At 32.3% G+C, this 21,277-nt stretch carries 25 protein-coding genes and 1 tRNA gene; 19 read left to right on the top strand and 7 right to left on the bottom strand.

Annotation, left to right across the window (positions count from 1 at the left end; translation table 11 throughout):
* Position 1 precedes the first annotated feature (1 nt).
* Together B8869_RS06605 and B8869_RS06600 are read left to right on the top strand one after the other, a co-directional pair.
* Positions 2-643, top strand: a complete 642-nt coding sequence (locus tag B8869_RS06605) for a transporter associated domain-containing protein (RefSeq protein WP_084230850.1) — start codon at positions 2-4, stop codon at positions 641-643.
* 207 nt (positions 644-850) lie between these two features.
* Positions 851-1,507: a coiled-coil domain-containing protein gene (locus B8869_RS06600; RefSeq protein WP_084230849.1), complete on the top strand. Its 657-nt coding sequence runs from the start codon at positions 851-853 to the stop codon at positions 1,505-1,507.
* Positions 1,508-1,656: 149 nt separating this feature from the next.
* Here the strand turns inward: B8869_RS06600 and B8869_RS06595 are convergent, their stop codons facing one another.
* Complete coding sequence (locus B8869_RS06595) at positions 1,657-2,334, bottom strand: YoaK family protein (protein ID WP_084230848.1); 678 nt, start codon at positions 2,332-2,334, stop codon at positions 1,657-1,659.
* A 118-nt stretch (positions 2,335-2,452) separates the two neighbouring features.
* Here B8869_RS06595 and B8869_RS06590 point away from each other — a divergent pair, with 118 nt between their 5' ends.
* From B8869_RS06590 to B8869_RS06560, 7 genes are all read left to right on the top strand, one after another.
* Positions 2,453-2,920: a sigma-70 family RNA polymerase sigma factor gene (locus B8869_RS06590; RefSeq protein WP_084230847.1), complete on the top strand. Its 468-nt coding sequence runs from the start codon at positions 2,453-2,455 to the stop codon at positions 2,918-2,920.
* A gap of 5 nt (positions 2,921-2,925) precedes the next feature.
* On the top strand, positions 2,926-3,945 hold the full coding sequence (locus B8869_RS06585) for a DUF4179 domain-containing protein (protein ID WP_084230846.1): 1,020 nt from the start codon (positions 2,926-2,928) through the stop codon (positions 3,943-3,945).
* Positions 3,946-4,093: 148 nt separating this feature from the next.
* Positions 4,094-5,080, top strand: a complete 987-nt coding sequence (locus B8869_RS06580) for an IS30 family transposase (RefSeq protein WP_084229742.1) — start codon at positions 4,094-4,096, stop codon at positions 5,078-5,080.
* 166 nt (positions 5,081-5,246) lie between these two features.
* Positions 5,247-6,941 (top strand): adenine deaminase, encoded by a 1,695-nt coding sequence (gene ade / locus B8869_RS06575; RefSeq protein WP_084230845.1) that lies wholly within the window; start codon positions 5,247-5,249, stop codon positions 6,939-6,941.
* Between the two features lie 162 nt (positions 6,942-7,103).
* Entirely contained in the window at positions 7,104-7,394 is a 291-nt protein-coding gene (locus B8869_RS06570; protein WP_084230844.1) for a DUF6442 family protein, read from the top strand.
* A gap of 11 nt (positions 7,395-7,405) precedes the next feature.
* On the top strand, positions 7,406-7,729 hold the full coding sequence (locus B8869_RS06565; protein ID WP_084230843.1) for a DUF6442 family protein: 324 nt from the start codon (positions 7,406-7,408) through the stop codon (positions 7,727-7,729).
* Positions 7,729-7,935, top strand: coding sequence for a helix-turn-helix transcriptional regulator (locus tag B8869_RS06560; RefSeq protein ID WP_084230842.1), 207 nt, complete (start codon positions 7,729-7,731; stop codon positions 7,933-7,935). The genes B8869_RS06565 and B8869_RS06560 overlap by 1 nt, the downstream gene beginning before the upstream one ends.
* 46 nt (positions 7,936-7,981) lie before the next feature.
* Here the strand turns inward: B8869_RS06560 and B8869_RS06555 are convergent, their stop codons facing one another.
* The 3 genes from B8869_RS06555 to B8869_RS06545 are packed head-to-tail and all read right to left on the bottom strand — an operon-like array spanning position 7,982 to position 9,961.
* Positions 7,982-8,824 carry a DUF975 family protein gene (locus tag B8869_RS06555; RefSeq protein ID WP_084230841.1) on the bottom strand — a complete coding sequence of 281 codons (843 nt, stop codon included), beginning with the start codon at positions 8,822-8,824 and terminating at the stop codon, positions 7,982-7,984.
* A 34-nt stretch (positions 8,825-8,858) separates the two neighbouring features.
* Positions 8,859-9,410, bottom strand: a complete 552-nt coding sequence (locus tag B8869_RS06550) for a chromate transporter (RefSeq protein WP_084230840.1) — start codon at positions 9,408-9,410, stop codon at positions 8,859-8,861.
* Positions 9,407-9,961: a chromate transporter gene (locus tag B8869_RS06545; protein WP_200805966.1), complete on the bottom strand. Its 555-nt coding sequence runs from the start codon at positions 9,959-9,961 to the stop codon at positions 9,407-9,409. Before B8869_RS06545 ends, B8869_RS06550 begins: the two co-directional genes overlap by 4 nt.
* A gap of 95 nt (positions 9,962-10,056) precedes the next feature.
* Here B8869_RS06545 and proC point away from each other — a divergent pair, with 95 nt between their 5' ends.
* The 5 genes from proC to B8869_RS06520 are packed head-to-tail and all read left to right on the top strand — an operon-like array spanning position 10,057 to position 13,915.
* Entirely contained in the window at positions 10,057-10,836 is a 780-nt protein-coding gene (gene proC / locus B8869_RS06540) for a pyrroline-5-carboxylate reductase (RefSeq protein ID WP_084230838.1), read from the top strand.
* A 3-nt stretch (positions 10,837-10,839) separates the two neighbouring features.
* Positions 10,840-11,418: a DJ-1 family glyoxalase III gene (locus B8869_RS06535; RefSeq protein ID WP_084230837.1), complete on the top strand. Its 579-nt coding sequence runs from the start codon at positions 10,840-10,842 to the stop codon at positions 11,416-11,418.
* Entirely contained in the window at positions 11,411-12,382 is a 972-nt protein-coding gene (locus B8869_RS06530) for a P1 family peptidase (RefSeq protein ID WP_234989772.1), read from the top strand. The genes B8869_RS06535 and B8869_RS06530 overlap by 8 nt, the downstream gene beginning before the upstream one ends.
* Before the next feature lie 34 nt (positions 12,383-12,416).
* The gene (locus B8869_RS06525) at positions 12,417-13,172 is read left to right on the top strand and encodes an ECF transporter S component (protein ID WP_084230836.1); all 756 of its coding nucleotides are present in this window, start codon (positions 12,417-12,419) and stop codon (positions 13,170-13,172) included.
* A gap of 2 nt (positions 13,173-13,174) precedes the next feature.
* On the top strand, positions 13,175-13,915 hold the full coding sequence (locus B8869_RS06520; RefSeq protein WP_084230835.1) for a type III pantothenate kinase: 741 nt from the start codon (positions 13,175-13,177) through the stop codon (positions 13,913-13,915).
* Positions 13,916-13,982: 67 nt separating this feature from the next.
* Here B8869_RS06520 and B8869_RS06515 read toward each other — a convergent pair whose 3' ends face one another.
* The 3 genes from B8869_RS06515 to B8869_RS06505 form a co-directional block, all read right to left on the bottom strand.
* Positions 13,983-14,969: an IS30 family transposase gene (locus B8869_RS06515; protein WP_084229742.1), complete on the bottom strand. Its 987-nt coding sequence runs from the start codon at positions 14,967-14,969 to the stop codon at positions 13,983-13,985.
* A gap of 87 nt (positions 14,970-15,056) precedes the next feature.
* A complete protein-coding gene (locus B8869_RS06510; protein ID WP_084230834.1) occupies positions 15,057-15,416 on the bottom strand; it encodes a hypothetical protein in 360 nt (119 codons plus the stop codon).
* Positions 15,409-16,680 carry a DUF1576 domain-containing protein gene (locus tag B8869_RS06505; RefSeq protein WP_084230833.1) on the bottom strand — a complete coding sequence of 424 codons (1,272 nt, stop codon included), beginning with the start codon at positions 16,678-16,680 and terminating at the stop codon, positions 15,409-15,411. Before B8869_RS06505 ends, B8869_RS06510 begins: the two co-directional genes overlap by 8 nt.
* Before the next feature lie 121 nt (positions 16,681-16,801).
* Here B8869_RS06505 and B8869_RS06500 point away from each other — a divergent pair.
* From B8869_RS06500 to B8869_RS06480, 5 genes are all read left to right on the top strand, one after another.
* A tRNA-Thr gene (locus B8869_RS06500) sits at positions 16,802-16,877 on the top strand.
* A 186-nt stretch (positions 16,878-17,063) separates the two neighbouring features.
* Positions 17,064-18,434: an MATE family efflux transporter gene (locus B8869_RS06495; RefSeq protein WP_084230832.1), complete on the top strand. Its 1,371-nt coding sequence runs from the start codon at positions 17,064-17,066 to the stop codon at positions 18,432-18,434.
* Complete coding sequence (locus tag B8869_RS06490) at positions 18,421-19,698, top strand: ClC family H(+)/Cl(-) exchange transporter (protein ID WP_084230831.1); 1,278 nt, start codon at positions 18,421-18,423, stop codon at positions 19,696-19,698. The genes B8869_RS06495 and B8869_RS06490 overlap by 14 nt, the downstream gene beginning before the upstream one ends.
* On the top strand, positions 19,695-20,297 hold the full coding sequence (locus tag B8869_RS06485; protein ID WP_084230830.1) for a GNAT family N-acetyltransferase: 603 nt from the start codon (positions 19,695-19,697) through the stop codon (positions 20,295-20,297). The genes B8869_RS06490 and B8869_RS06485 overlap by 4 nt, the downstream gene beginning before the upstream one ends.
* Positions 20,273-21,274, top strand: coding sequence for a DnaD domain protein (locus tag B8869_RS06480; protein WP_084230829.1), 1,002 nt, complete (start codon positions 20,273-20,275; stop codon positions 21,272-21,274). The genes B8869_RS06485 and B8869_RS06480 overlap by 25 nt, the downstream gene beginning before the upstream one ends.
* Positions 21,275-21,277 lie beyond the last annotated feature (3 nt).

The raw sequence follows: 21,277 nt of genomic DNA, 5'->3' as shown, positions 1-21,277 counted from the left end.
AATGAACAGAAGAAAAGTTTTACTCAAACTCAACAAAATCGTCTTTTTATTTGAAATAGTAATTTCAATATTACTTATGATAGGTATACTTATATCAGTGCCAGATATTTTTAAATACTATATAAATATCCTAGGTAGTGGAGCTGTAGAAAGTATAGAATTATTTAAAAAATTTCTATCACATGTATTTTTATTGGTAATAGCCATGGAGTTTGTACTATTGATGGTGGCGCATAATGACACTACAATAGTGCATCTTGTAACTCTTGTTATCGCTAGAAAGATGTTGATATATACAGAAACTCTACAAGATATATTAATTGGGGTAATATCACTTGCAGTACTATTCATAATTAGAAAGTATTTAATACAAAATCATACGGGTTCAGAATTAATATCTCTTGGAAACCATAAAGTATTTTCTGCATCATCGCCTGTAACTAAGATTAATGAAGTCTATAACTATGATATAGACTCAAGAGGAGCTGAAACTTTAGGCGGTTTAATATCAAAACTGATTGAAGAAAAAGGCGAAGACTTAGAAATAGGAAAGATGTTAGATGATGGAAAATATATTTATGAAATACAAAAGATTCATGACGAAGGACTTATAGAAGAAGTTTCTATACACATTTTAAAATAAAACAAAAAGCGTTTGAAATACCAATAGGTAAGACAAATGCTTTTTTAATTTAAAAGTAAAATTTTGCCATAGTTTTGCCACAAATAAACATGTAATTCATTCAAAGTTGAGGGGATTTCTCCTAGGTAAATTTTTTAGAATAATGACAGATAGAAAAACAAACTATCAAAAATAAAAATAAGAAAAGAGAACAAGGAGTGAACTACAATGAAAAAATTAGGTAAATTATTATTAACAGGAATAGTATTAGGCGGAACAATGATGACAAACATGATGCCGGTAAATGCATCAGAAATGAAGATGGAGACAAAAAAAGCAAATGAATGTGCTTATATATTAGACATTGAAAAACAAGAAGAAAGCTTCATAGACTATATAAAGAAATCAAAGAACATTACAGAAGCAGAGAAAGAACAACTAATTAAAACAGAAAAAGAATTAGAACCAACATGGAAAAAAATAGAAGACTTAGAAACAAAATCAAATGATATAAACGAAAAAATTATGGGTGATATCTATGAAAGATACGACGAGTTGTTCAATGCAAATGAAAAAATATGGGAAAAATTCTATGAAGAAATGAAAGAAGAAGATCTAACAGACGATATAATGTCAGATATAGAAAAATCAAAAACATTGACAGCAGAAGAAAAAGCGATACTGAAAGCAGATGAACAAAAGCTAAAAGAATTAGATAAAGAAATGGAAAAATTAGCAGATAAAGCAGATGAAGAAACAAAAGAAATAAATGCAGAATTAGACAAGCTATATAAAATAGTAGAACAAGCAACAGAAAAGAATCAAAAAATATACGACAAGTTATTTCCTGAAATGACACCTCTTCAAGAAACAATAAGTAAATAATCTACCTTAAAAGATGACCTGAAAGAGCTCAAGTGGCGCAAGTATTATATAATCTTGAAAAAAGTATAATCAAAAATTAATACGTAGTTTAAAATAAGTGTTCAAAAAAAACCCTTTTTACTTAGTAATTTGAGTAAAAAGGGTTTTTACTATTTAAAAAATTTATTTTCAGGCTCAATATCGACAAACATAAGTAGAAATACAATGCTAAGTATTATAGAGCTCATCAAAATAGTTTTGGCAGCAAATAGTTCGATAAATATATTGCCAAGAATAGCACCAATCACAAAGCAAAGTATGATTCCAAAGTATAGGCGAGTTTTTCTCAAACTCACTTCGTCTTTATTCATTAAGAAATTGTATAAATTTTCTGTACCACTTCTTAAATTGCCAATGCACATGGTTGTGGCAATAGAGTGAGAATATATTTTTCTAAAACTTTCAACTTGTATTCCACAAGAAAGAGATATTAAACTGTTTGCCAACAGATTGTAATCAGTTGGAATAAAAGCCACGATAGAAAAAATAAAAATTTCTACAAGCACAGAAAGTTGTCTCCAATGGAGTTTGTATCTATGCTCAAAGTATTTAAAGAAATCAGCCAATATTATACCCGCAGCAAAAGCAATTACAGGCCAAAAATATTTTATAGCTTCATGAATATTTCCCTCTGACAGATGAATTCCAAAAAGAATAATATTTCCAGTCTGAGCATTTGCAAATACATGGTCCCTAAAGATATAAGAATATGCATCCATAAATCCGCCTGAAATAGCAAGAAGAACTCCTAATAAAACTGTTTCTGACATTTGTATTTTTTTATCCATAACACCACTTCTAAAATTAATTTATAATAGAAGTATAACATAAGATATAAAATTATTTTAAATAAAATGGAACGATTTAAATTAGAGCACAGTCTAATAAGTAAACAAGGAGGGAGAAATGAAAAGAAATGAAGATTTTGAAAGTTTAATGGAAAACCGAGAATATAAACTTTATAAAATTGCATTTACTTATCTTAGAAATAGAGATGATTCTATGGATTGTGTTCAAGAAACACTTTTAAAAGGATTGAAAAGTTACCACAGATTAAAAAATATAGAATACTTCGACACATGGATTATACGAATTTTGATAAATACGTGCATAGATTATTTGAACAAGAATAGAAATACAGTTCAAATAAATGAAGAGATATCTAGCGAAGAAATAGAATCTGATTATGAACAGACCATAGATCTCTTAAATGCGATTAAAGATTTAGACCAGCAACAGAGAGAATTAATATTTTTAAAATACTTCAAAGGCTATTCAAATGTTGAGATAGCTGAAGAGATGGGAATTAAAGAGGGAACAGTTAAGAGCAGAGTTCACAGAATTTTAAAAAAACTTAGATTTTCAATGGAGTGAGAGATATGGATTTAAAGAATTTAGATAATATAAAAGTGCCGGAAAGAGAATTGGAAGATTTAAAAGAAAAACTATACAGAGAAAATAAAAAGAAATTTAGGAGCTTTAGATATTCATACGTGGCGGCGTCCTTGGCGTTTATATTCACACTTGGAATGGCATTTCCGAAATATACCAAAGACTTACCTGTCTACAGTAATATATTTAGTTTATTCGGAGACGAAGGATATCAAAATGCAAGTAAGAAAGTAGATGAAGAAGTATATTCAAACGGAGTTAGCATAAGACTTGTTGACGTGGTGTATTCAAATAATGAAGTGAGTTTAACTACGATTATAAAGACAGATAAATATTTGGGCGAAGAAGTATATTTACAATCAGATTTGAGTTTTAAAAATACTGTGGAAAAAGGTAGCACTGGTTCAGAAGCTGTAAAATATATGGGCAACAACACTTATATTTCAGAAACAAAATCAAATATAGATTTTCTAAAGAAAGTTGACCCATTAAAAATTAAATTTAAAGTTCGAAAAATAGCAAACTATAAAACTGGAGAAGAAATAAGTGGGAAATGGAATTTTGTAGCAGAAGTTGAAAATCTAAAAGCCGACACATATATATTAAACCAAAGACAAGAGATTGACGGAGTGGTTGTAAATATAGATAGAGTTGACATAGATGATGTGGGACCTAATTTTAAATTATCATGGTGGAATAATTTAGATTTGCCAGCTACTATACACAATATTTCTAATACATTTTTAATAGATGAAATGGGAAATGAAATTGAAATTGAATCAAAGGGTTTAATGGGTGACGAAAAAATCATGCATTCAGAATTCAAGAGCGGTAAAAATATAGACTTAAATAAAAATTATGTACTGAAATTTGAATTGAATAGTTCAGATGAAATTGGTTATAACGAAAAAGGAGAGATAGAGAGATATGAATTGAAGAACAGAGCAGCATTTGAAAAATTACCAAAGAAAATTGTTTTTGAAATGCCAATAGAATTGAATAAATAAAAGTGGAGGTAGCTTAGACTTTCTAAGTTACCTCTGCTTTTTAAATGATAATTTATCATAACAAGTGCAACATAAATAAACTCATAGCTAATCAGCTGTGTTAATATGTAAGTGACCAAACAAAACATATTAAAAGGAGTGATTAACTATGAGCTATAACCATCTTACCATAGAAGAAAGATCTTGTATTTACCAATTTTTAAATTTAGGAATGAGTATAAGGAAAATTGCACAAGCACTTAAAAGGTCACCTAGTACAATATCTAGAGAAATTAAAAGAAATTCATCTAAGATAAAAGTTAGTAGGGGAAGTTACACTAAGTACTTTCCGATAAAGGCAAATGATAAATATATTGATAGAAGAAAAGACTGCCATAGAAAAAGTAAATTTTCTAAAGATGTTATTGATTATTTAACTGTAAAGATTAACGAACATTGGTCCCCTGAACAAATATCAAATAGAAACACAAATGAGATTCATGAATTACCATCTACATCAACGATATATAGAATGATACACGCCAAAAAGCTGCCAAAAACTAGTATGAAAAATTTGAGAAGAAAAGCTAAATTTAAAAGGCCAGCAGAAAAAAGAGGAAAATTCAATGATAAAGGTAGAACAATTAAGAAAAGACCTAAAGAGATATACAGAAGGCAAGAATTAGGCCACTGGGAAGCAGATACAGTGGAATCAGGCAGATTAGATCATAAAAGGAAAAGTAGATGTTGTTTCGTAACTTTAGCAGAAAGAAAATCTAGATATTATATAGCAATCCTAGTTGAAAATAGAAAGTCGGAAAGCGTAACACCAGCAATAATAAATGCATTAAAAGATTATCCAAAAGAATTAGTAAAAACAATAACCTTTGATAGAGGTAAAGAATTTTCAGAATTTGAGAAAATAGAAAAAGAATTAGGATGCAAAACTTATTTTTGTGATCCCTATTGTGCATGGCAAAAAGGTACAAATGAAAATAGTAACGGACTTTTGAGGGAGTTTTATCCTAAGGGTATGGATTTATCAGAAGTGAATATTGATGAATTAAATTATAACTTAAGTTTAATGAATAATAGACCTAGAAAATGTATAAAATATAAAACACCTAAAGAAGAACTTTTTGGTCTCTTACCATAGGTGTTGCATTTGATTTGACAATTCGTCAAATAAAATAAAACAATATAGGAAATCGATTTTACAAGTTAGTAGAAAATAGTTATAATGAGAAAAAGATTAAAATTAATTGAAAAAATGTTATTAAATTATAAATTATTGTCTGATTAATAACAGAAGGAGGAGCAAGATGTTACATAGTGGGATGAAAGCAGATCTTTTAATCAAAGATGCAAAGATTATAGATGTATTTCAAAATGAAATTTATCAAGGTAATGTTGCTGTAAAAGATGGAAAAATCATTGGAGTAGGAGATTATACTGAAGCTGATGAAATAGTAGAAGCAAATGGAGCATATTTATCACCAACTATGACAGATGGACATGTGCACATTGAATCTTCAATGGTATCTCCTGCTGAATTTTTAAAGTGTCTAGTTGCAAGAGGTGTTTCAACCATAATAGCGGATCCTCATGAAATAGCAAATGTGTGTGGAATAGATGGAATAGAATATATAATAGACGAAACCAAAGACCTACCAGCTCATGTGTATGTTATGTTACCATCATGTGTGCCATGTACTCCTTTTGAAACAAGTGGAGCTATATTAAAGGCAAGTGATTACAGTGAGATGATAGACTATCCTCAAGTTTTGGGACTTGGTGAGATGATGGACTTCGTGGGCACTGTAAATCGGTCAAAAGATATTTTGGATAAAATTGACTTGGCAAAGAAAAGCAATAAGGTAGTTGACGGCCATGCTCCACTACTTGAGGGAAAGAGTTTGGACGATTACGTCTTGGCTGGGATTTTAACAGACCACGAGTGTTCAAATGTGGAAGAGATGAAAGAAAAAATCAGACGTGGAATGTACATCCAATTAAGAGAGGGAACTGCAGCTAAGAATTTAGAAGCACTTATAGACGGGGTCACTAAGGACAATATAAATAGATGTTTCTTCTGCACTGACGACAGACATCCGGCAGATTTATTAAAAGATGGTAATGTAGATAACAATGTTAGAAAAGCAATAAGGCTTGGCATGGAACCCTTAGATGCAATAAAAATGGCAACTCTAATTCCAACACAGTGTTATGGAATTAAAAACAGTGGTGCAATTGCGCCAGGATATGCAGCAGATTTCTTCCTATTTGAAAATTTAAACGACATCCATGCAAAGAGCGTGTATATTTCAGGCAAGAAAGTGGCTGAAGATGAAAAGATAATAGTTGATTTTCCACAAAAGCTTTCTCCAAAAGTTCTTTCTAAAATGAAAATTAGAAAATTTACACTGGATGATTTGAAGATAAAATTAAATTCAAATAGAGTTCATGTTATTAAAATGGAAAGAGAATCTCTACTCACTAAAAAATTGGAGTATGAGGTTGAAGTTGAAGATGGTTATTTTAAATTTTCAGATGATGGAATAAGAAAGATAGCTGTAATCGAAAGACACACCGGCGCTTCGACTATAGCTATAGGACTTATAAAAGGCTATGACATAAAGAATGCAGCAGTGGGAACTACAATAGCGCATGATAGCCATAATTTAATTGTAATAGGCGACAACGACCAAGATATGTTAAATGTAATAGAAAAGATAGACAAGATGAGCGGCGGAATGGCAATTTCTTCAAATGGAAAATTGGAAGAATCATTAAGGCTTGATATAGCTGGAATAATGAGTAGTAAGTCAATGCTTGAAGTGCACGAAGAAATAAATCGACTGTTGGATAAAGCAAAAGAACTTGGAGTGGGAGATGGAATAGATCCGTTTATGACTCTTGGGTTTATGGCACTACCTGTTATACCAGATATAAAGATGACGGATAAGGGACTATTCGATGTAAATGAGTTTAAACATATTCCATTGGAAGTTGAATAGAATTTGAAAATAATCTTAGAGAGTGTTGATTGAAAAGTCAGCACTTTTTTATTTCTATGTTGACAAGTACACTTGGCGGATATAGAATGTATTTGCAAAGTAAACTTGGCGAATAAGATGATGGTTAAATATGTTAAGGGAAGAAGTACTTAAAAAAGTAGAATGGAAAAATTTGATGAAGCTAAAGAAAGTTATGCTTTACGTGGTATTCAAATAGGTTTTGGTTTTGTATCTTTGCTTTTTGTACTATTTTATGTTTCTTGTGCAATAAAAGAGCATACATTAATTTGGAGAGAATCTCTTTTGGCGATGTATTTAACTTTTATGGGAAGTGAAGGGTATGCAATGTATAAGTTTAATAATAAAAAGTTTTATTTAGTACAGTTTATAATGGCTTCAATTTTAGCTGTTATACTTAGTTTGGCAACTCTTTATTGGATATGGTTGAGATAGTTGGTGAATAAATGAATAAAGATGAATTATTAGAAAAGTATAAAAAAGAAAATATATTTAATGACGAAAGACAAAAGAATCTTATTTCAAAAAGCTTTGAGATGGGAAGTATTTTTGTAAGTGTAGCTTTTATAGTTGTGTGGATAATAGGAAAATATAAAAAATTAGATATTTCTCAAGCAACTTTTATATTTGTGGCGATGTTAGTAGGAATATATACTTCAAAGTTGTACAATAGAGATTATGAAAATAATATTGAAAAAATAGCAAGTATTTCTATTATAGTTGGTGGTACAATTATAGGATTTGCAAATTTGGTAGAGTGGTTGAGATAATGGACGATAGTTTAAAATTAAAAAATAATTTAAAAGAGATAAGGACTGAAAATGGATTTTCACAGCAAAATTTGGCAGATATTATAGGAGTTTCGAGAAACACAATAAGTTCAATTGAAACGGGCCAATTCAATCCTACGGCAAAACTCGCTCTTATACTATGTATTGCACTAGACAAAAAATTTGAAGAGATGTTTTATTTCTAAATTAAAAAGCTCCTGATAGATTTATAATCTAAAGGAGCTTTGTTTTTTAATATTCATAATCTGAAAATTCAACTGGTTCATCAATTTCGTGTAGGTATAGAGCTGCTGAAGTACCTTCAATGTAAGGTGTTAGTATTAAAAATCCTAAACCAAAAGTTAGCACAGCTACCAAAATCCAAGGGATAAAAGATAAATCTAACATAAAGATATCAGATTTTTTACAATCACTCATCTCTCTTGATAGAGCCATGGCTTCTCTTGCAGAGTATTCGGGATGGTCTGATAGGATGTATGGAACGTAGTAGTATTGATAACCCTTAACTATTCCCGGAATTATAAGTAGTAGCGTCCACAAGAAAATTATAAATTCTACATAGAGTAGCTTTAGTGAATATCCCACCCAATGCCCATCTGTAAAAGTAGTGAACATATCGGAGACTCTTGCCTCATCTCTATAGCCATTTAAAAAGAATCTCTTCAATCCGATTTTCATAGGTTTTAAAATAAAGATGGAACCTAAAAATCCGGTTATAATTAGTGCTGCAAGTACAGTACCTGTTACAGAGATTGTTACAAACTTTTTCAACGGATTGTTTGGTGAAAATAGTTTATTGCTAAAGACATTGTCATTTACATTCTTGTTGTAGATAGTATAGTCATATTTTCCATCGCTATTTCCAAACTTATCAAATCTTTCAAATGGAAAATTATGTTGAATTTCATTTATCTCATGTTGGTTGTATGTATGGGTATTGCTGTCTCCAGAACTACTATGCCCCGAAAATAAACCTTCTACAAGAGAAAAGATTAGACATGCTAAGATTGCTTTTAGCATATATCTCTTTAGAAATTGTTTTGATTTGCTTTTTAATTCCTTTCTATTCCACATATGATTCTCCTTTATTATTTTAATACTAATTGTATTATAAGCTTGAAGTTAAAACAATATTAATTATTAATCCAATGCCACCACCGATTAGCAACAACCTATATAGGTTAACTTTTCTCAAATATAATACAAATCCAATTACAAAGGTTGCGAGGGCTGGTATGTTTATCGACTCAGTGAGTATTGAAGACTTTATAAGTGATATTGCGGTAATAAATATTAGAGATACAATGCAAGCTTTTATGCCAACGAGCATATAGTTTAAAATTTTAAAAGTCTTACGTTTTTTAAATAGAAAGTAGCCAAGTGACAACATCAATATAGATTGGATGGTTATAACTCCTGAAGTTGCTATAATAGATCCTAAAATTCCGCCGATTTTTTGTCCGACAAAAGTTGCACAGTTTATAGCTATTGGACCTGGTGTCATTTGAGATATGCTCACTATGTCTAAGAACTCAGACATATTCATCCATCCATTTTCTTCGACTACAAATTTTCTTATCAGTGGTATGGTCGCATAGCCGCCGCCAAATGAAAGAGCTCCTATTTTTAAAAAGGTGATGTATAGTTTAAAAAATATCATTTCACATCTCCTTTCCTAAAATAGAAAGTAAGTATTGCAATAATGGCACTTCCGAAGATTAGTTTTGCAGTGTCTACTTTAAAGATAAAACTTAATACAAACACTGAAATGATAATTATAGAAGAAAAGTATTTATATTTTTTTGTCGCATTCTTGCCCATCTCATAAACTGTTAAGAGCAATACTGCACAGATTATTCCACTTATCCCGTCTAAAATTGAACGTATAAAGAAATTATTTTTAAACTGAATGTAGAAGCTGGATATAATGCTAAGTATTATTAGGCAAGGTAGCACAGATGCCACTAAAGATACCACAGCACCCCAAAATCCTCTAAGCTTATAGCCGGTTAGAAGTGAGGTTGAGATTGCCATGGCGCCCGGGCCGCTTTGTGCAAGTGCAACTATGTCAAACATTTCATCTTCAGATAGAAGTTTTCTATTTTTTGAAAATTCATTTGAGATTACAGGGACAATCGTATATCCTCCGCCAAATGTTATTGAATTTATTTTAAAGAATATTTTGAATAATTCAAAAAGAGATATTTCCATTATTCCCTCCTACACTATATTGTATCATTAGTTTAGCGTTGTGGAAATTTAAAAACGTTTATGTGATAATAGCAGTAGAATAGGAGTGAGAAAATATGAAGATTGGAATAATTGGAGTAGGAAATATGGGCGGAGCAATCGCCCACGCACTTATTGAAAGAGGTTTTGAACTATATCTATCAAGTAAATCAAGCAGTTTGGAAGAATATAGGGGTGAAAATGTACATATAGTCAGTGCTAAAGAACTCACTCAAAAATCTGATTATATAATTTTGGCTGTGAAACCACATATATATCCATTGGTGGTGGAAGAGATAAGAGAAGATTTAAGAGAGGAAACCATAGTGATTTCCATAGCAGCTGGACAGACTATAGAGAGTTTAACTAATTTGCTTGGAGATAGAAAATTTATCTTGTCTATGCCAAACACACCTGCAATGGTTGGCGAGGGAATGAGTGCAATCTGTCCAAGTGAGAAAGTGACTGAAGAGGACCTTAGTGATGTAAAAGAAATCTTTAGTTTTTTTGGAAGAGTGAGCGTACTGGATAGCAATTTGTTCCATGGATTTTCAGCAGCATGTGGCTCATTGCCGGCTTATGTGTATATGTTTATAGAGTCTGTTGCAGATGCTGCTGTGTTGACAGGTTTAAAGAGAGAGGATGCTTACAATTTTGTAGCGCAGACAGTGCTAGGTTCAGCTAAGATGGTTCTGGAAACTAAGAAACATCCGGGAGAGCTAAAGGATATGGTAACTTCGCCTAGAGGTACAACTATCGAAGGTGTTAGGGTTCTTGAAGAGAGAGGCTTTAGAGGAACGATTATAGATGCTATACTTGCAGCTGAAAACAAATCTAAAGCCATGAGAAAGGAATAAGTTATGAAAGATTTAATTGTTCTGTTAGAAGATGGGTTTGAAGAAATTGAGGCTCTTACTGTAAGTGATTATCTAAGAAGAGCGGATATTAAAGTAGATCTTGTTTCGGTAAAAGATGTTAGAGAAGTTGAGTCAGCTCACGGAGTTAAGATAGTTGCAGATTATCTTTTAGATGATGTAAAAATTGAAGAGTATAAGGGGATATACATACCAGGAGGTCAACCTGGCTCTACTAATTTGAGTAATAACAGCAAAGTTAGAGAACTCGTTGGAATGTATAGCACAGAAGATAAATATGTAATAGCAATTTGTGCCGGACCTATGGTACTTGATGCTGCAAAAATTTTGAAAAATAGAAAGTTCACTTGCTATCCGGGCGTTGAGAATAGGCTTTCAGTACAAAACAGGATTGACAAACCGGTGGTTAGGGATGAAAATATAATAACAGCTATGGGACCTTCTATAGCTCAAATTTTGGCGTTTGAATTGATAACTTTGTTTAAGGACGAAGAAACTTCTGAAAACGTAAAAAGAGAAGTATTATTTAATGAATTGGAGAGAGATATAAGAAAAAATGTCTGAAAAAATTTATCCAGGGTATTTAAGTGATATTGAGGGCATAAAAGTAGGTCATGCTCAAAATTATGATGCTCTTACGGGAGTAACTGTAATTATTCCCGACAGACCAGTTAAGTGTGGAGTTGACGTAAGAGGTTCAGCTCCTGGTACAAGAGAGACTGATTTATTAAAGAGCGAAAACATGGTTGACGAGGTCAATGCAGTAGTCCTATCGGGAGGTTCTGCTTTTGGTCTTGAGGCATCAAGTGGAGTAATGGAATATTTTAGGGAGAGAGAGATTGGACTTGATACAGGTTTTGCAAAAGTTCCAATTGTGGTATCTGCTGTAATATTCGATTTATCTGTTGGAGATGCAAATATAAGACCGGATTTTAAAATGGGATATAATGCCTGTGAGAATGTTTCAAAGGATACCAATATGGGTTCTATTGGAGCTGGCACGGGAGCAAGTGTTGGAAAGATACTTGGCAATAAATATGCTATGAAATCAGGTTTAGGGCAAGCAAGTATGCAGTTTGGAGAACTTAAAATTGCAGCGCTTACAATTTTAAATGCATTTGGAGATGTATTTGACTCAGAGAGAAGAATCCAGATAGCTGGTTGTTATTCTCAAGAGGAAGAGAAGTTCTTAGATACATTAAAAGTCTATGAACATTTGAGTGACTACGATGCGTTTAAAGGTAGAAATACTACAATTTCAATAGTGGCTACAAATGGTAAACTATCAAAAGTACAATTGAACAAAGTGTCTCAAATGGCACATGATGGTTATGCAAGGTCAATCGAACCAGTGCACACAATGTTTGATGGAGATACCATCTTCTCAGTGGCAACTGGGGAAGTGGACTGTGATGTTACTTTTGTAGGTGCTATGGCAGCTAAGTGTATTTCAAGAAGTATAGCAAATGCAATTTATGAATCCAGCGATGGTGGAGATTTAAAATCTTATAAATCTCTAAAAATTTGAAGGGTATCTTAAAGAACCCTATCAGGAGGAAAAAATGGATAGAACAAGTAGTAGAACGAAGAACAGAAAGTTGATTATCATATCAATTTTGGGAGCAATAACAGCTGCGTTAGGATTTACACCTTTGGGATTTATTCCACTTGGTATTTTGAACGCAACAACTCTTCACATACCTGTAATAATAGGTGCAATAATTGAAGGACCTTTTGTAGGTGCAATAGTTGGATTGATATTTGGATTATCATCAATAATGAGATCTATAATGAACGCATCTCCACTAACACCATTTATAATGAATCCTTTGGTGTCTGTACTACCTAGAATTTTAATAGGTCTATTTGCAGGATATGCTTATATATGGGTTAAAAAGTTAGATGAAAAATTGCTTAAAAAATTATCTTATGTAGCTTGGACAATTTGTTCAGGATTTTTAGGATACGTTCTATACTCTAACATTACAAGTAGCGGCAGCACTATGACAATTGTACTAAGTACAATATTCTTAGGACTTAGTTTGTTTATGTTGTACTACACAAATAAGAAAATGAACTCAGACTTTGCAGTAGTGGCAAGTGCTTTTATAGGTTCTATGACAAATACAATATTCTTTTTAGGGATGATGTATATACTATATGCAGAACAATATATGATAGCAGTGGGACAACCTGTAGAGCTTGCTAGACAAGTTATTTTTGGAATTGCAATCACTTCAGGAATTCCAGAAGCAATACTTTCAGTTATAGTAACTACAGCAGTGGTTAAAGGAGTTTTACTTTCTTCTAAGAGGTAATTATGCTTTTAGCAATAAATATAGAAAATAAAAGTGTTCAAATAGGATTGTTTAAAGATAGCTTGTTATTACACAAGTTTAAAATAAAAACAGATTCTTCAGAAACTGTAGATGAAATAAGACTTAAAATTAAACAACTTATAGAACCTTATAGTTTAAATCAAGTTACAAACTCAATAATATCTTCTGTTGTACCTGACATGACAAAGAACTACAGAGAGATATTTCCTGAAGCAATGGTAGTTGGTGCGGGAATAAAGACAGGTCTTAATATAAAATGTGAAAATCCTAAAGACGTTGGCTCAGACAGAATTGTAAGAGCGGCGTATACAATAGGTGAGAAAGCTCTCATTTTAAATATAGATGAAGTCATAACTGTAGATTTCTTAAACGGCAACAACTTTATGGGTGGAATGATAATACCGGGCATGAATATGGCTTTGAATTCTCTAAAGGAAATGGCAAAGCTATCAAAAGTTGAACTCATAAAAATAGATACAATGCTTGGCAACTCAACCACAAAGGCGATACAGACAGGAATATATCACCACTATTTGAGTACAGTGGAGTATGTTATAAAAAATATGTCAAAAGAGCATTCTGATTTAAAAATCGTTGCTACGGGAGAACAAAGTAGATTAATACTTGAAAACTTAAACTATGAAGTAGAGATAATTGAAGATTTAGCACTGTATGGACTTGAAAAAATAAGTGTATTAAATCAAAAATTAAATACTATATAAAAAGTGTGTCAGAAAAAAATTCCGACACACTTTTTATATAGACGAATTGTCAAATCAAATGCAACACCTATGGTAAGAGACCAAAAAGTTCTTCTTTAGGTGTTTTATATTTTATACATTTTCTAGGTCTATTATTCATTAAACTTAAGTTATAATTTAATTCATCAATATTCACTTCTGATAAATCCATACCCTTAGGATAAAACTCCCTCAAAAGTCCGTTACTATTTTCATTTGTACCTTTTTGCCATGCACAATAGGGATCACAAAAATAAGTTTTGCATCCTAATTCTTTTTCTATTTTCTCAAATTCTGAAAATTCTTTACCTCTATCAAAGGTTATTGTTTTTACTAATTCTTTTGGATAATCTTTTAATGCATTTATTATTGCTGGTGTTACGCTTTCCGACTTTCTATTTTCAACTAGGATTGCTATATAATATCTAGATTTTCTTTCTGCTAAAGTTACGAAACAACATCTACTTTTCCTTTTATGATCTAATCTGCCTGATTCCACTGTATCTGCTTCCCAGTGGCCTAATTCTTGCCTTCTGTATATCTCTTTAGGTCTTTTCTTAATTGTTCTACCTTTATCATTGAATTTTCCTCTTTTTTCTGCTGGCCTTTTAAATTTAGCTTTTCTTCTCAAATTTTTCATACTAGTTTTTGGCAGCTTTTTGGCGTGTATCATTCTATATATCGTTGATGTAGATGGTAATTCATGAATCTCATTTGTGTTTCTATTTGATATTTGTTCAGGGGACCAATGTTCGTTAATCTTTACAGTTAAATAATCAATAACATCTTTAGAAAATTTACTTTTTCTATGGCAGTCTTTTCTTCTATCAATATATTTATCATTTGCCTTTATCGGAAAGTACTTAGTGTAACTTCCCCTACTAACTTTTATCTTAGATGAATTTCTTTTAATTTCTCTAGATATTGTACTAGGTGACCTTTTAAGTGCTTGTGCAATTTTCCTTATACTCATTCCTAAATTTAAAAATTGGTAAATACAAGATCTTTCTTCTATGGTAAGATGGTTATAGCTCATAGTTAATCACTCCTTTTAATATGTTTTGTTTGGTCACTTACATATTAACACAGCTGATTAGCTATGAGTTTATTTATGTTGCACTTGTTATGATAAATTATCTATATAAATTCTTTCTAAATGAAACGATAGAATACCACGTTCGTAAGTGGCACTTCCACTGTCAATTAAATCACTAACCAAATTGAACATAGAGCTATCACCATCAGAAAGGTCTAATAGTTCTGCATAGTATAGTTCAACATCATCATACCTTGGAAGATTAATCAGTTCGTTTATATGTTCAAGGTCATCCGGTTTTTTATCTATAGTACCTGAACAGTTGAGAACAAGTTTGTTATCTATAAACTTTATGTCCAACTGAATATTATTTCCTCCAATGTGAAAATAGTAGTCTAAAAGAGCAGAGCTAATCAGTTTTGATTTATGTTTTTGATCTTCAATCATGTTGTCTCCTTAAATTAAGCATTATTTTTTTGAATTCTTTTAAAATTGGAACTAGCATAGCGGCTACGAATCCTCCTGAAAATCCATTGTTGTATAGGTTTATACCTCCGTGAACAGCACCTATGTTAAAGACTAAAGCCATGTGTAAAAATCCTGCAATGATACCAGAGAAGAAACCAAATTCTCCAGTGATAGGAGCAAGAGTAGTGCCGAACAGTCCAGCCAAGATACTTGATGTGGCACTTATATCGTATTTATTTAACGTAGATGTCAAGTAAACACCAATCAAAATAGGAATTGAGTTCTTAGGATGTTTACCAAATGCACCAAAGGCAGTTACAGAAAGTATTCCGCCTATAACAGGTCCATTGAATTTACCACCGATTAAAATTACATAAGTTGTTGATATAAGCCCCATAACGCCCATGTTTATAATTGTTGGATAAAGACCGTTCAAAGCTATAAAATCACTTGGAAGACGTCCGGAGTGTTTCATAATATCAAATAAACTTTTAAGATTAAATTTATTTTTAAATAGGCCATATAAGACCATGGATATAAAAATTAAATAGAGTATAATTCTTATTCTAAAATCATTTTCTATATATACCACATTCACAGTTTCGATTTCAATATCAAACATTCTTAGTATACCAACTACAATCATACCAATTATACCAGCGGTGAAACCAGAGTTGTATAGATTATAACCTTGGTGGAATCTAAGACATGCAGATGCAACAGGAGTTATTACAAGTCCTATTAAGATACCGGATATATAGCTTAGAATGAAACCTTTTAAAAGGGGATAGCCAAAAGAAAAAGTTATCTCACTTACAAGTGGCCCTAAAGCAGTTCCAAAAAGAGCGGGCAAGATTACAGATTTTAAATCTGAACCTTCGAGCTTTGCGTATAGAAAAACTCCAACTGTTATGGGAATTGAATTGTAAATATTTTTACCAAAGAAAGCAAATCCTGTAACTAGTAGTATGGCGGCGACCTCGGAACCGTTAATATCATCTTTAAGTGATTTTGTAATTAAGATGGAAACTAACATTATAGTTGAAGCATTAAAAAAAGCTGCGCCTATGCCACCAACTAGCATATAGTCTGTTAAAAGATTTGAAGGGGTAACTAATATTTTTACAAATCCATTTAAAACCTCAGTTGGGGTGTCGAAAACAAACGATGAAAAAAATAAAATGGCTGCTAAAAAATATAATAGCTTATATATTTCTGCAGATTTTTTGTCTCTGAAATGCATATCTCACTTCCTTTCTAAAATATTATATTTTAACCAAAATACGAGTTCAACATTTTATTTAGATAAACTGTGAATGAACTTTAAAAAAACATTTAATAGTAGTACAATTAAGACAGATTTAGCTGATATGGCTCAGTTGGTAGAGCAATTGATTCGTAATCAATAGGTCGGGGGTTCAACTCCCCCTATCAGCTCCAAAATTTAGTTGATGTTCATTTTTAAGTCAAATTTGAAATGTAAAGTAATTCCACAAAAAATTTATAAATTTAATATTCCTATTGGTATGGTAAAGAACTTCAAATATAATGTAATATAGGGAAGATTTTAATTGCGGACGTTTGATATTTTAGCTTATGGTATAATAAAAAACAGGATGGTAAGTTATGAAATTAAGGCTTAATGAAAAGAGAAATATAAACTTAACAGAGGGTTCAATAGTTTCAGGAATAATATATTTTGCAATACCTCTTCTATTATCTAATTTTTTACAACAACTATATAACACTGCCGACTTGATGATTGTCGGACAGTTTGCCGGGAAAAATCCAATGGCAGCTGTAGGGGCAACAGCACCTATAGCAAATTTATTGATTGGGTTATTTGTAGGACTTACCACAGGAGCTTCAGTAGTTGTAAGTCAGTTCTACGGCTCGATGGATAGAAAAAATTTGAGATTTGCTATACACACGTCGTATGCAATAGCAATTGTAGGTGGGATATTACTATCTCTGATAGGATGTATATTTGCTCCTGTCATATTAAAGATGATGAGTACACCGGAAGAAATTATGTACGATGCAGTCTTGTATATGAGGATATTCTTTGTGGGTATGGTGCCGCTATTGGTCTATAACATGGGAGCAGCAATATTAAGGAGTGTTGGAGACTCGAGAAGACCGTTTAATTTTTTGTTGATATCTGCGATAGTGAATATAGTTTTGGACATATTGTTTGTGGCTGTATTTAAGATGTCAGTGATAGGTGCGGGGATTGCTACCATATCTTCTGAAATTGTATCAGCAATTTTAGTAACATATAACCTTGTGAAATCCGATAGAGTTTTCAAACTTGATATAAAGGATATTAAATTCTATAAGGGTTCGCTTGGAATAATTTTTAAAATAGGAATACCAACAGGGATAGCTTCAGCGGTAATATCTTTTTCAAATGTAATGATTCAGGGAATGCTAAATAAATTTGGACCGGATGCCATAGCGGGAGCTGCGGCAGAGGGTAGAATAGATGGATTTATATTTTTATCGTTAGATGCAATAGCTCTTGCAGCTACAACTTTTTCGGGTCAAAACTTTGGCGCTGGAAAGATTGATAGAATAAGAGAGGGAGTAAAAATTTCTATATACATGGTAGTAGGGGTTTGCTTTGTGCTTGGAGTACTAGCTTATGCATTTGCAGTTCCTTTGATAGCAATGTTTAATAGTGATCCAGGAGTAGTAAAATACGGCGTGGACTTTATGAGATACTTGATATGGGCGTATGTATTCTTGGGAATAAGCCAAGTATTGGGTGGCTTTATAAGAGGTTCAGGAAGTGCAATAGTGCCTATGTATATCTCTATTACATCTATGTGTATTTTGAGATTGATATTCTTATATACAGTTATGAGCTTTAGATATCAAATTGAAGTTATATATGTGTCATATCCTTTGACATGGATTTTATCGTTCATAATGATGGTTATTTATTACAAGTTTGGAAATTGGAGAAGTGGTGCTTTAAGTAATGTATCGGAGTAAGTTATTAAGACAATTTAATGAGAGTGAAGTTATAAAGCCGTTGTGCTATGGAATCTTTGTAGGTGCTGTGGCGGGGACAATAGCTATTTTATACAGATATTTAATTTCTTTAACTGATGGTGTGAGAAGATATGTATATGGCTTAGAGCCACTTTATCTGCTGTTTGCATTCTTAATATTTATTGTAATAGGAACTTTGGCGGCAAAGCTTTTAAAATGGGCTCCATTCTCAGGTGGATCTGGAATACCACAAATAAAAGCTGAATTAGAAGATAAACTCGAGATGAATCCTGAGCGAGTTATAGTTTCAAAGCTAGCTGGCGGAAGTCTTTTGAATATAGTAGGTCTTTCTCTTGGAAGAGAGGGTCCATCTATACAAACAGGCGGAATGGTAGGAAAGCTTTGCGGTAAGATTTTTAAATTAAAAGATGAAGATGTGAAGATGCTTATTTCAGCCGGAGCAGCGGCAGGTCTATCAGCAGCTTTCAATGCCCCTATAGCTGGTGTAATGTTCTGTGTGGAAGAGCTTCATAAAGAAGTTTCTCATAGAATATTAGTTCCGACAATAGCTGCAACTACAGTTGCAAATTCAGTTTCATATCTACTTATGGGCAATGCGAGATCTTTTTCTTTTAGAGTGGATGAGATTCTTCCATTAAAATACATTTGGGTAGCTGTATTAATAGGAGTGGCTACAGGTGTTATTGGAATGTTGTTTAATAGAGGAATTTTAAAAAGTCAAGATGTGTGGAATAGAGCCAATATTTCCATGGAAACAAAGATGAAGATTTTAGTTTCAATAGGTATGTTCATGGGGATTTTATTTTTCCCAGTAACTGGAGGCGGTCACAATTTAGTTGAAAGCTTTGCAAAGGGTGAGTATGGAATAAAGATATTATTGGCATTTTTAATATTAAAGTTGATATACACAGTTGTTGCCTATGGAAGTGGAGCTCAAGGTGGTATTTTCTTACCAGTTCTTGTGCTTGGTGCAATAGTTGGTTCTTGCATATACCACATCTTAGATCCAAATATCTTTAGCATATACTTGGTGAATTTTATAATTCTTGGCATGGTTGGAATTTTATCAGCCGTGGTTAGAGCGCCAATACTTGCTATAATATTGGTACTTGAAATGACAGGGAATTTTTCTGTAATGCTTATGCTTGCGGTGGTGAGTATAGTTGCACTAGTTACAGCAGAGTTGTTAAACTGTCCGCCAATATATGATAGTCTATATGACAGAATTGTGAGTAAATTATGATAAAGAGCGAGCATTTAGTTTTTAAAGAAATGCAATTAGAGGATGTCAAACAATTTAAAAATTGGGGCAGGCATTCGTCTAAGATGTATGACGATTACAATTTTACAGAACAGACTGATGAAGATATTAAAAATTGGTACAATTGGAAGGTCGGAGTAACAAGATCAACCTATTACACAATATTTTTAAAGGATATAGCAATCGGTTATATATCATTTAAAAATAAAAAGCCTGTTTTAAAAACTGCTGAGATTGGAATTGTATTCGATCCAAATTATATAGATAGAGGATTTGGATACGAAACTTTAATGAAAATGCTAAGCGTATATTTTATAGATTTAGAATATAATAAAATTTATTTAGATGTTGCGCAGTACAACAAAAGAGCGTATCATCTCTATAAAAAATTAGGATTTGAAAAATATAGTTCTATGATTATGAAGTATCCTAATGGTAGAATTGAAAAAGAAAGTAAAGATTACTTAGAGAATAAAGATGCTTTTGTAAATTTTTTAGGAATAGCATTTTTTAAAGCAGATAGATTATCACTCACAAAGGAAAGGTTTGAGGAGTTATGGGATTTAAACTTGAAAAAATGAATATGGACTTAGGAGATACACCTATAGAAAATATATTTATAAACGACTATCTTCCTCAAGCAGATGGAAACTTTGTCAAAGTATATCTGTTGGGTTTAAAACTGGCCCGTGAGCCCGAGGGGGTTGCCAGTTTTGACTTTGGAAGACTTGCAGATTTGCTCGGGCTTATAGAATCAGACATACGAAGAGCTTTTGAATATTGGGAAAGGGCAGGAGTTGTTAGAAAGGAAATCAAGCCGGATGGTAGCTTTGACATCATCTTTATAAATTTAAAACAACTCTATGTTGAAAATGTATATACAAGGCCTGAACCTAAAGAGACTACAAGAAGCAGTGTTTTAGATGACAATGAAATAGCTAGACTTTTATCTACTGCAGATTATTATATGAGGGGAATGCTTACGAACTCAAAGAAACTTGATATTGCGAGTTGGAGAGATATTTACAATATGCCGGTGGAGATGATAGAGGAAGCATTTTGGTATTCTACAGAAATAAAGAAAAAAGAGAGTATAGACTACGTTGAAGCAGTGGTTAGAAATTGGTCTAGAGACAATATACGAACTAAAGAAGATATAGAGAGAGCATCAAGAGAACATGATGAAAAATTCTATAGACTTATGAAAGTTAAGGCGAGGATAGGACTTGCCAACAAAGCTTACAAACAAGTTGATTTTGAAAAGGTAAATGCTTGGTTTGATAAGTACAATTTGAGCATGGAACTTGTTATGGCAGCTTGTGACAGGACTGTAAACACTTCAAATCCAAACATTGGTTATGTAGACAGGATTTTGATGAACTGGATAGAAAAGGGAATCACTGACGTTTCTGAAATTGCACAAAAAGATGCAAGGACAAGAGTTGCAAAGAAAACTAAGTTCCACAATTTCACACAAGCTACAGACAAGATGTCAGAGGCGGATTTAGAAGATTTGGCAAGAAAAAAACGTGAAGACTTTTATAAGAAATTAGGATGATTG

Origin of the sequence: Peptoniphilus asaccharolyticus DSM 20463, assembly GCF_900176115.1 — a bacterium.
GTDB lineage: Bacteria > Bacillota > Clostridia > Tissierellales > Peptoniphilaceae > Peptoniphilus > Peptoniphilus asaccharolyticus.
The sequence above is the reverse complement of the archived record's forward strand: the minus strand, read 5'-3'. Positions and strand labels throughout refer to the sequence as shown.

Excerpts from the sequence above, each read along its gene's own strand:
- B8869_RS06605 (WP_084230850.1), top strand. The coding sequence starts at position 2 with ATGAACAGAAGAAAAGTTTTACTCAAACTCAACAAAATCGTCTTTTTA.
- B8869_RS06600 (WP_084230849.1), top strand. The coding sequence starts at position 851 with ATGAAAAAATTAGGTAAATTATTATTAACAGGAATAGTATTAGGCGGA.
- B8869_RS06595 (WP_084230848.1), bottom strand. The coding sequence starts at position 2,334 with ATGGATAAAAAAATACAAATGTCAGAAACAGTTTTATTAGGAGTTCTT.
- B8869_RS06590 (WP_084230847.1), top strand. The coding sequence starts at position 2,453 with ATGAAAAGAAATGAAGATTTTGAAAGTTTAATGGAAAACCGAGAATAT.
- B8869_RS06585 (WP_084230846.1), top strand. The coding sequence starts at position 2,926 with ATGGATTTAAAGAATTTAGATAATATAAAAGTGCCGGAAAGAGAATTG.
- B8869_RS06580 (WP_084229742.1), top strand. The coding sequence starts at position 4,094 with ATGAGCTATAACCATCTTACCATAGAAGAAAGATCTTGTATTTACCAA.
- ade (WP_084230845.1), top strand. The coding sequence starts at position 5,247 with ATGTTACATAGTGGGATGAAAGCAGATCTTTTAATCAAAGATGCAAAG.
- B8869_RS06570 (WP_084230844.1), top strand. The coding sequence starts at position 7,104 with ATGGAAAAATTTGATGAAGCTAAAGAAAGTTATGCTTTACGTGGTATT.
- B8869_RS06565 (WP_084230843.1), top strand. The coding sequence starts at position 7,406 with ATGAATAAAGATGAATTATTAGAAAAGTATAAAAAAGAAAATATATTT.
- B8869_RS06560 (WP_084230842.1), top strand. The coding sequence starts at position 7,729 with ATGGACGATAGTTTAAAATTAAAAAATAATTTAAAAGAGATAAGGACT.
- B8869_RS06555 (WP_084230841.1), bottom strand. The coding sequence starts at position 8,824 with ATGTGGAATAGAAAGGAATTAAAAAGCAAATCAAAACAATTTCTAAAG.
- B8869_RS06550 (WP_084230840.1), bottom strand. The coding sequence starts at position 9,410 with ATGATATTTTTTAAACTATACATCACCTTTTTAAAAATAGGAGCTCTT.
- B8869_RS06545 (WP_200805966.1), bottom strand. The coding sequence starts at position 9,961 with ATGGAAATATCTCTTTTTGAATTATTCAAAATATTCTTTAAAATAAAT.
- proC (WP_084230838.1), top strand. The coding sequence starts at position 10,057 with ATGAAGATTGGAATAATTGGAGTAGGAAATATGGGCGGAGCAATCGCC.
- B8869_RS06535 (WP_084230837.1), top strand. The coding sequence starts at position 10,840 with ATGAAAGATTTAATTGTTCTGTTAGAAGATGGGTTTGAAGAAATTGAG.
- B8869_RS06530 (WP_234989772.1), top strand. The coding sequence starts at position 11,411 with ATGTCTGAAAAAATTTATCCAGGGTATTTAAGTGATATTGAGGGCATA.
- B8869_RS06525 (WP_084230836.1), top strand. The coding sequence starts at position 12,417 with ATGGATAGAACAAGTAGTAGAACGAAGAACAGAAAGTTGATTATCATA.
- B8869_RS06520 (WP_084230835.1), top strand. The coding sequence starts at position 13,175 with ATGCTTTTAGCAATAAATATAGAAAATAAAAGTGTTCAAATAGGATTG.
- B8869_RS06515 (WP_084229742.1), bottom strand. The coding sequence starts at position 14,969 with ATGAGCTATAACCATCTTACCATAGAAGAAAGATCTTGTATTTACCAA.
- B8869_RS06510 (WP_084230834.1), bottom strand. The coding sequence starts at position 15,416 with ATGATTGAAGATCAAAAACATAAATCAAAACTGATTAGCTCTGCTCTT.
- B8869_RS06505 (WP_084230833.1), bottom strand. The coding sequence starts at position 16,680 with ATGCATTTCAGAGACAAAAAATCTGCAGAAATATATAAGCTATTATAT.
- B8869_RS06495 (WP_084230832.1), top strand. The coding sequence starts at position 17,064 with ATGAAATTAAGGCTTAATGAAAAGAGAAATATAAACTTAACAGAGGGT.
- B8869_RS06490 (WP_084230831.1), top strand. The coding sequence starts at position 18,421 with ATGTATCGGAGTAAGTTATTAAGACAATTTAATGAGAGTGAAGTTATA.
- B8869_RS06485 (WP_084230830.1), top strand. The coding sequence starts at position 19,695 with ATGATAAAGAGCGAGCATTTAGTTTTTAAAGAAATGCAATTAGAGGAT.
- B8869_RS06480 (WP_084230829.1), top strand. The coding sequence starts at position 20,273 with ATGGGATTTAAACTTGAAAAAATGAATATGGACTTAGGAGATACACCT.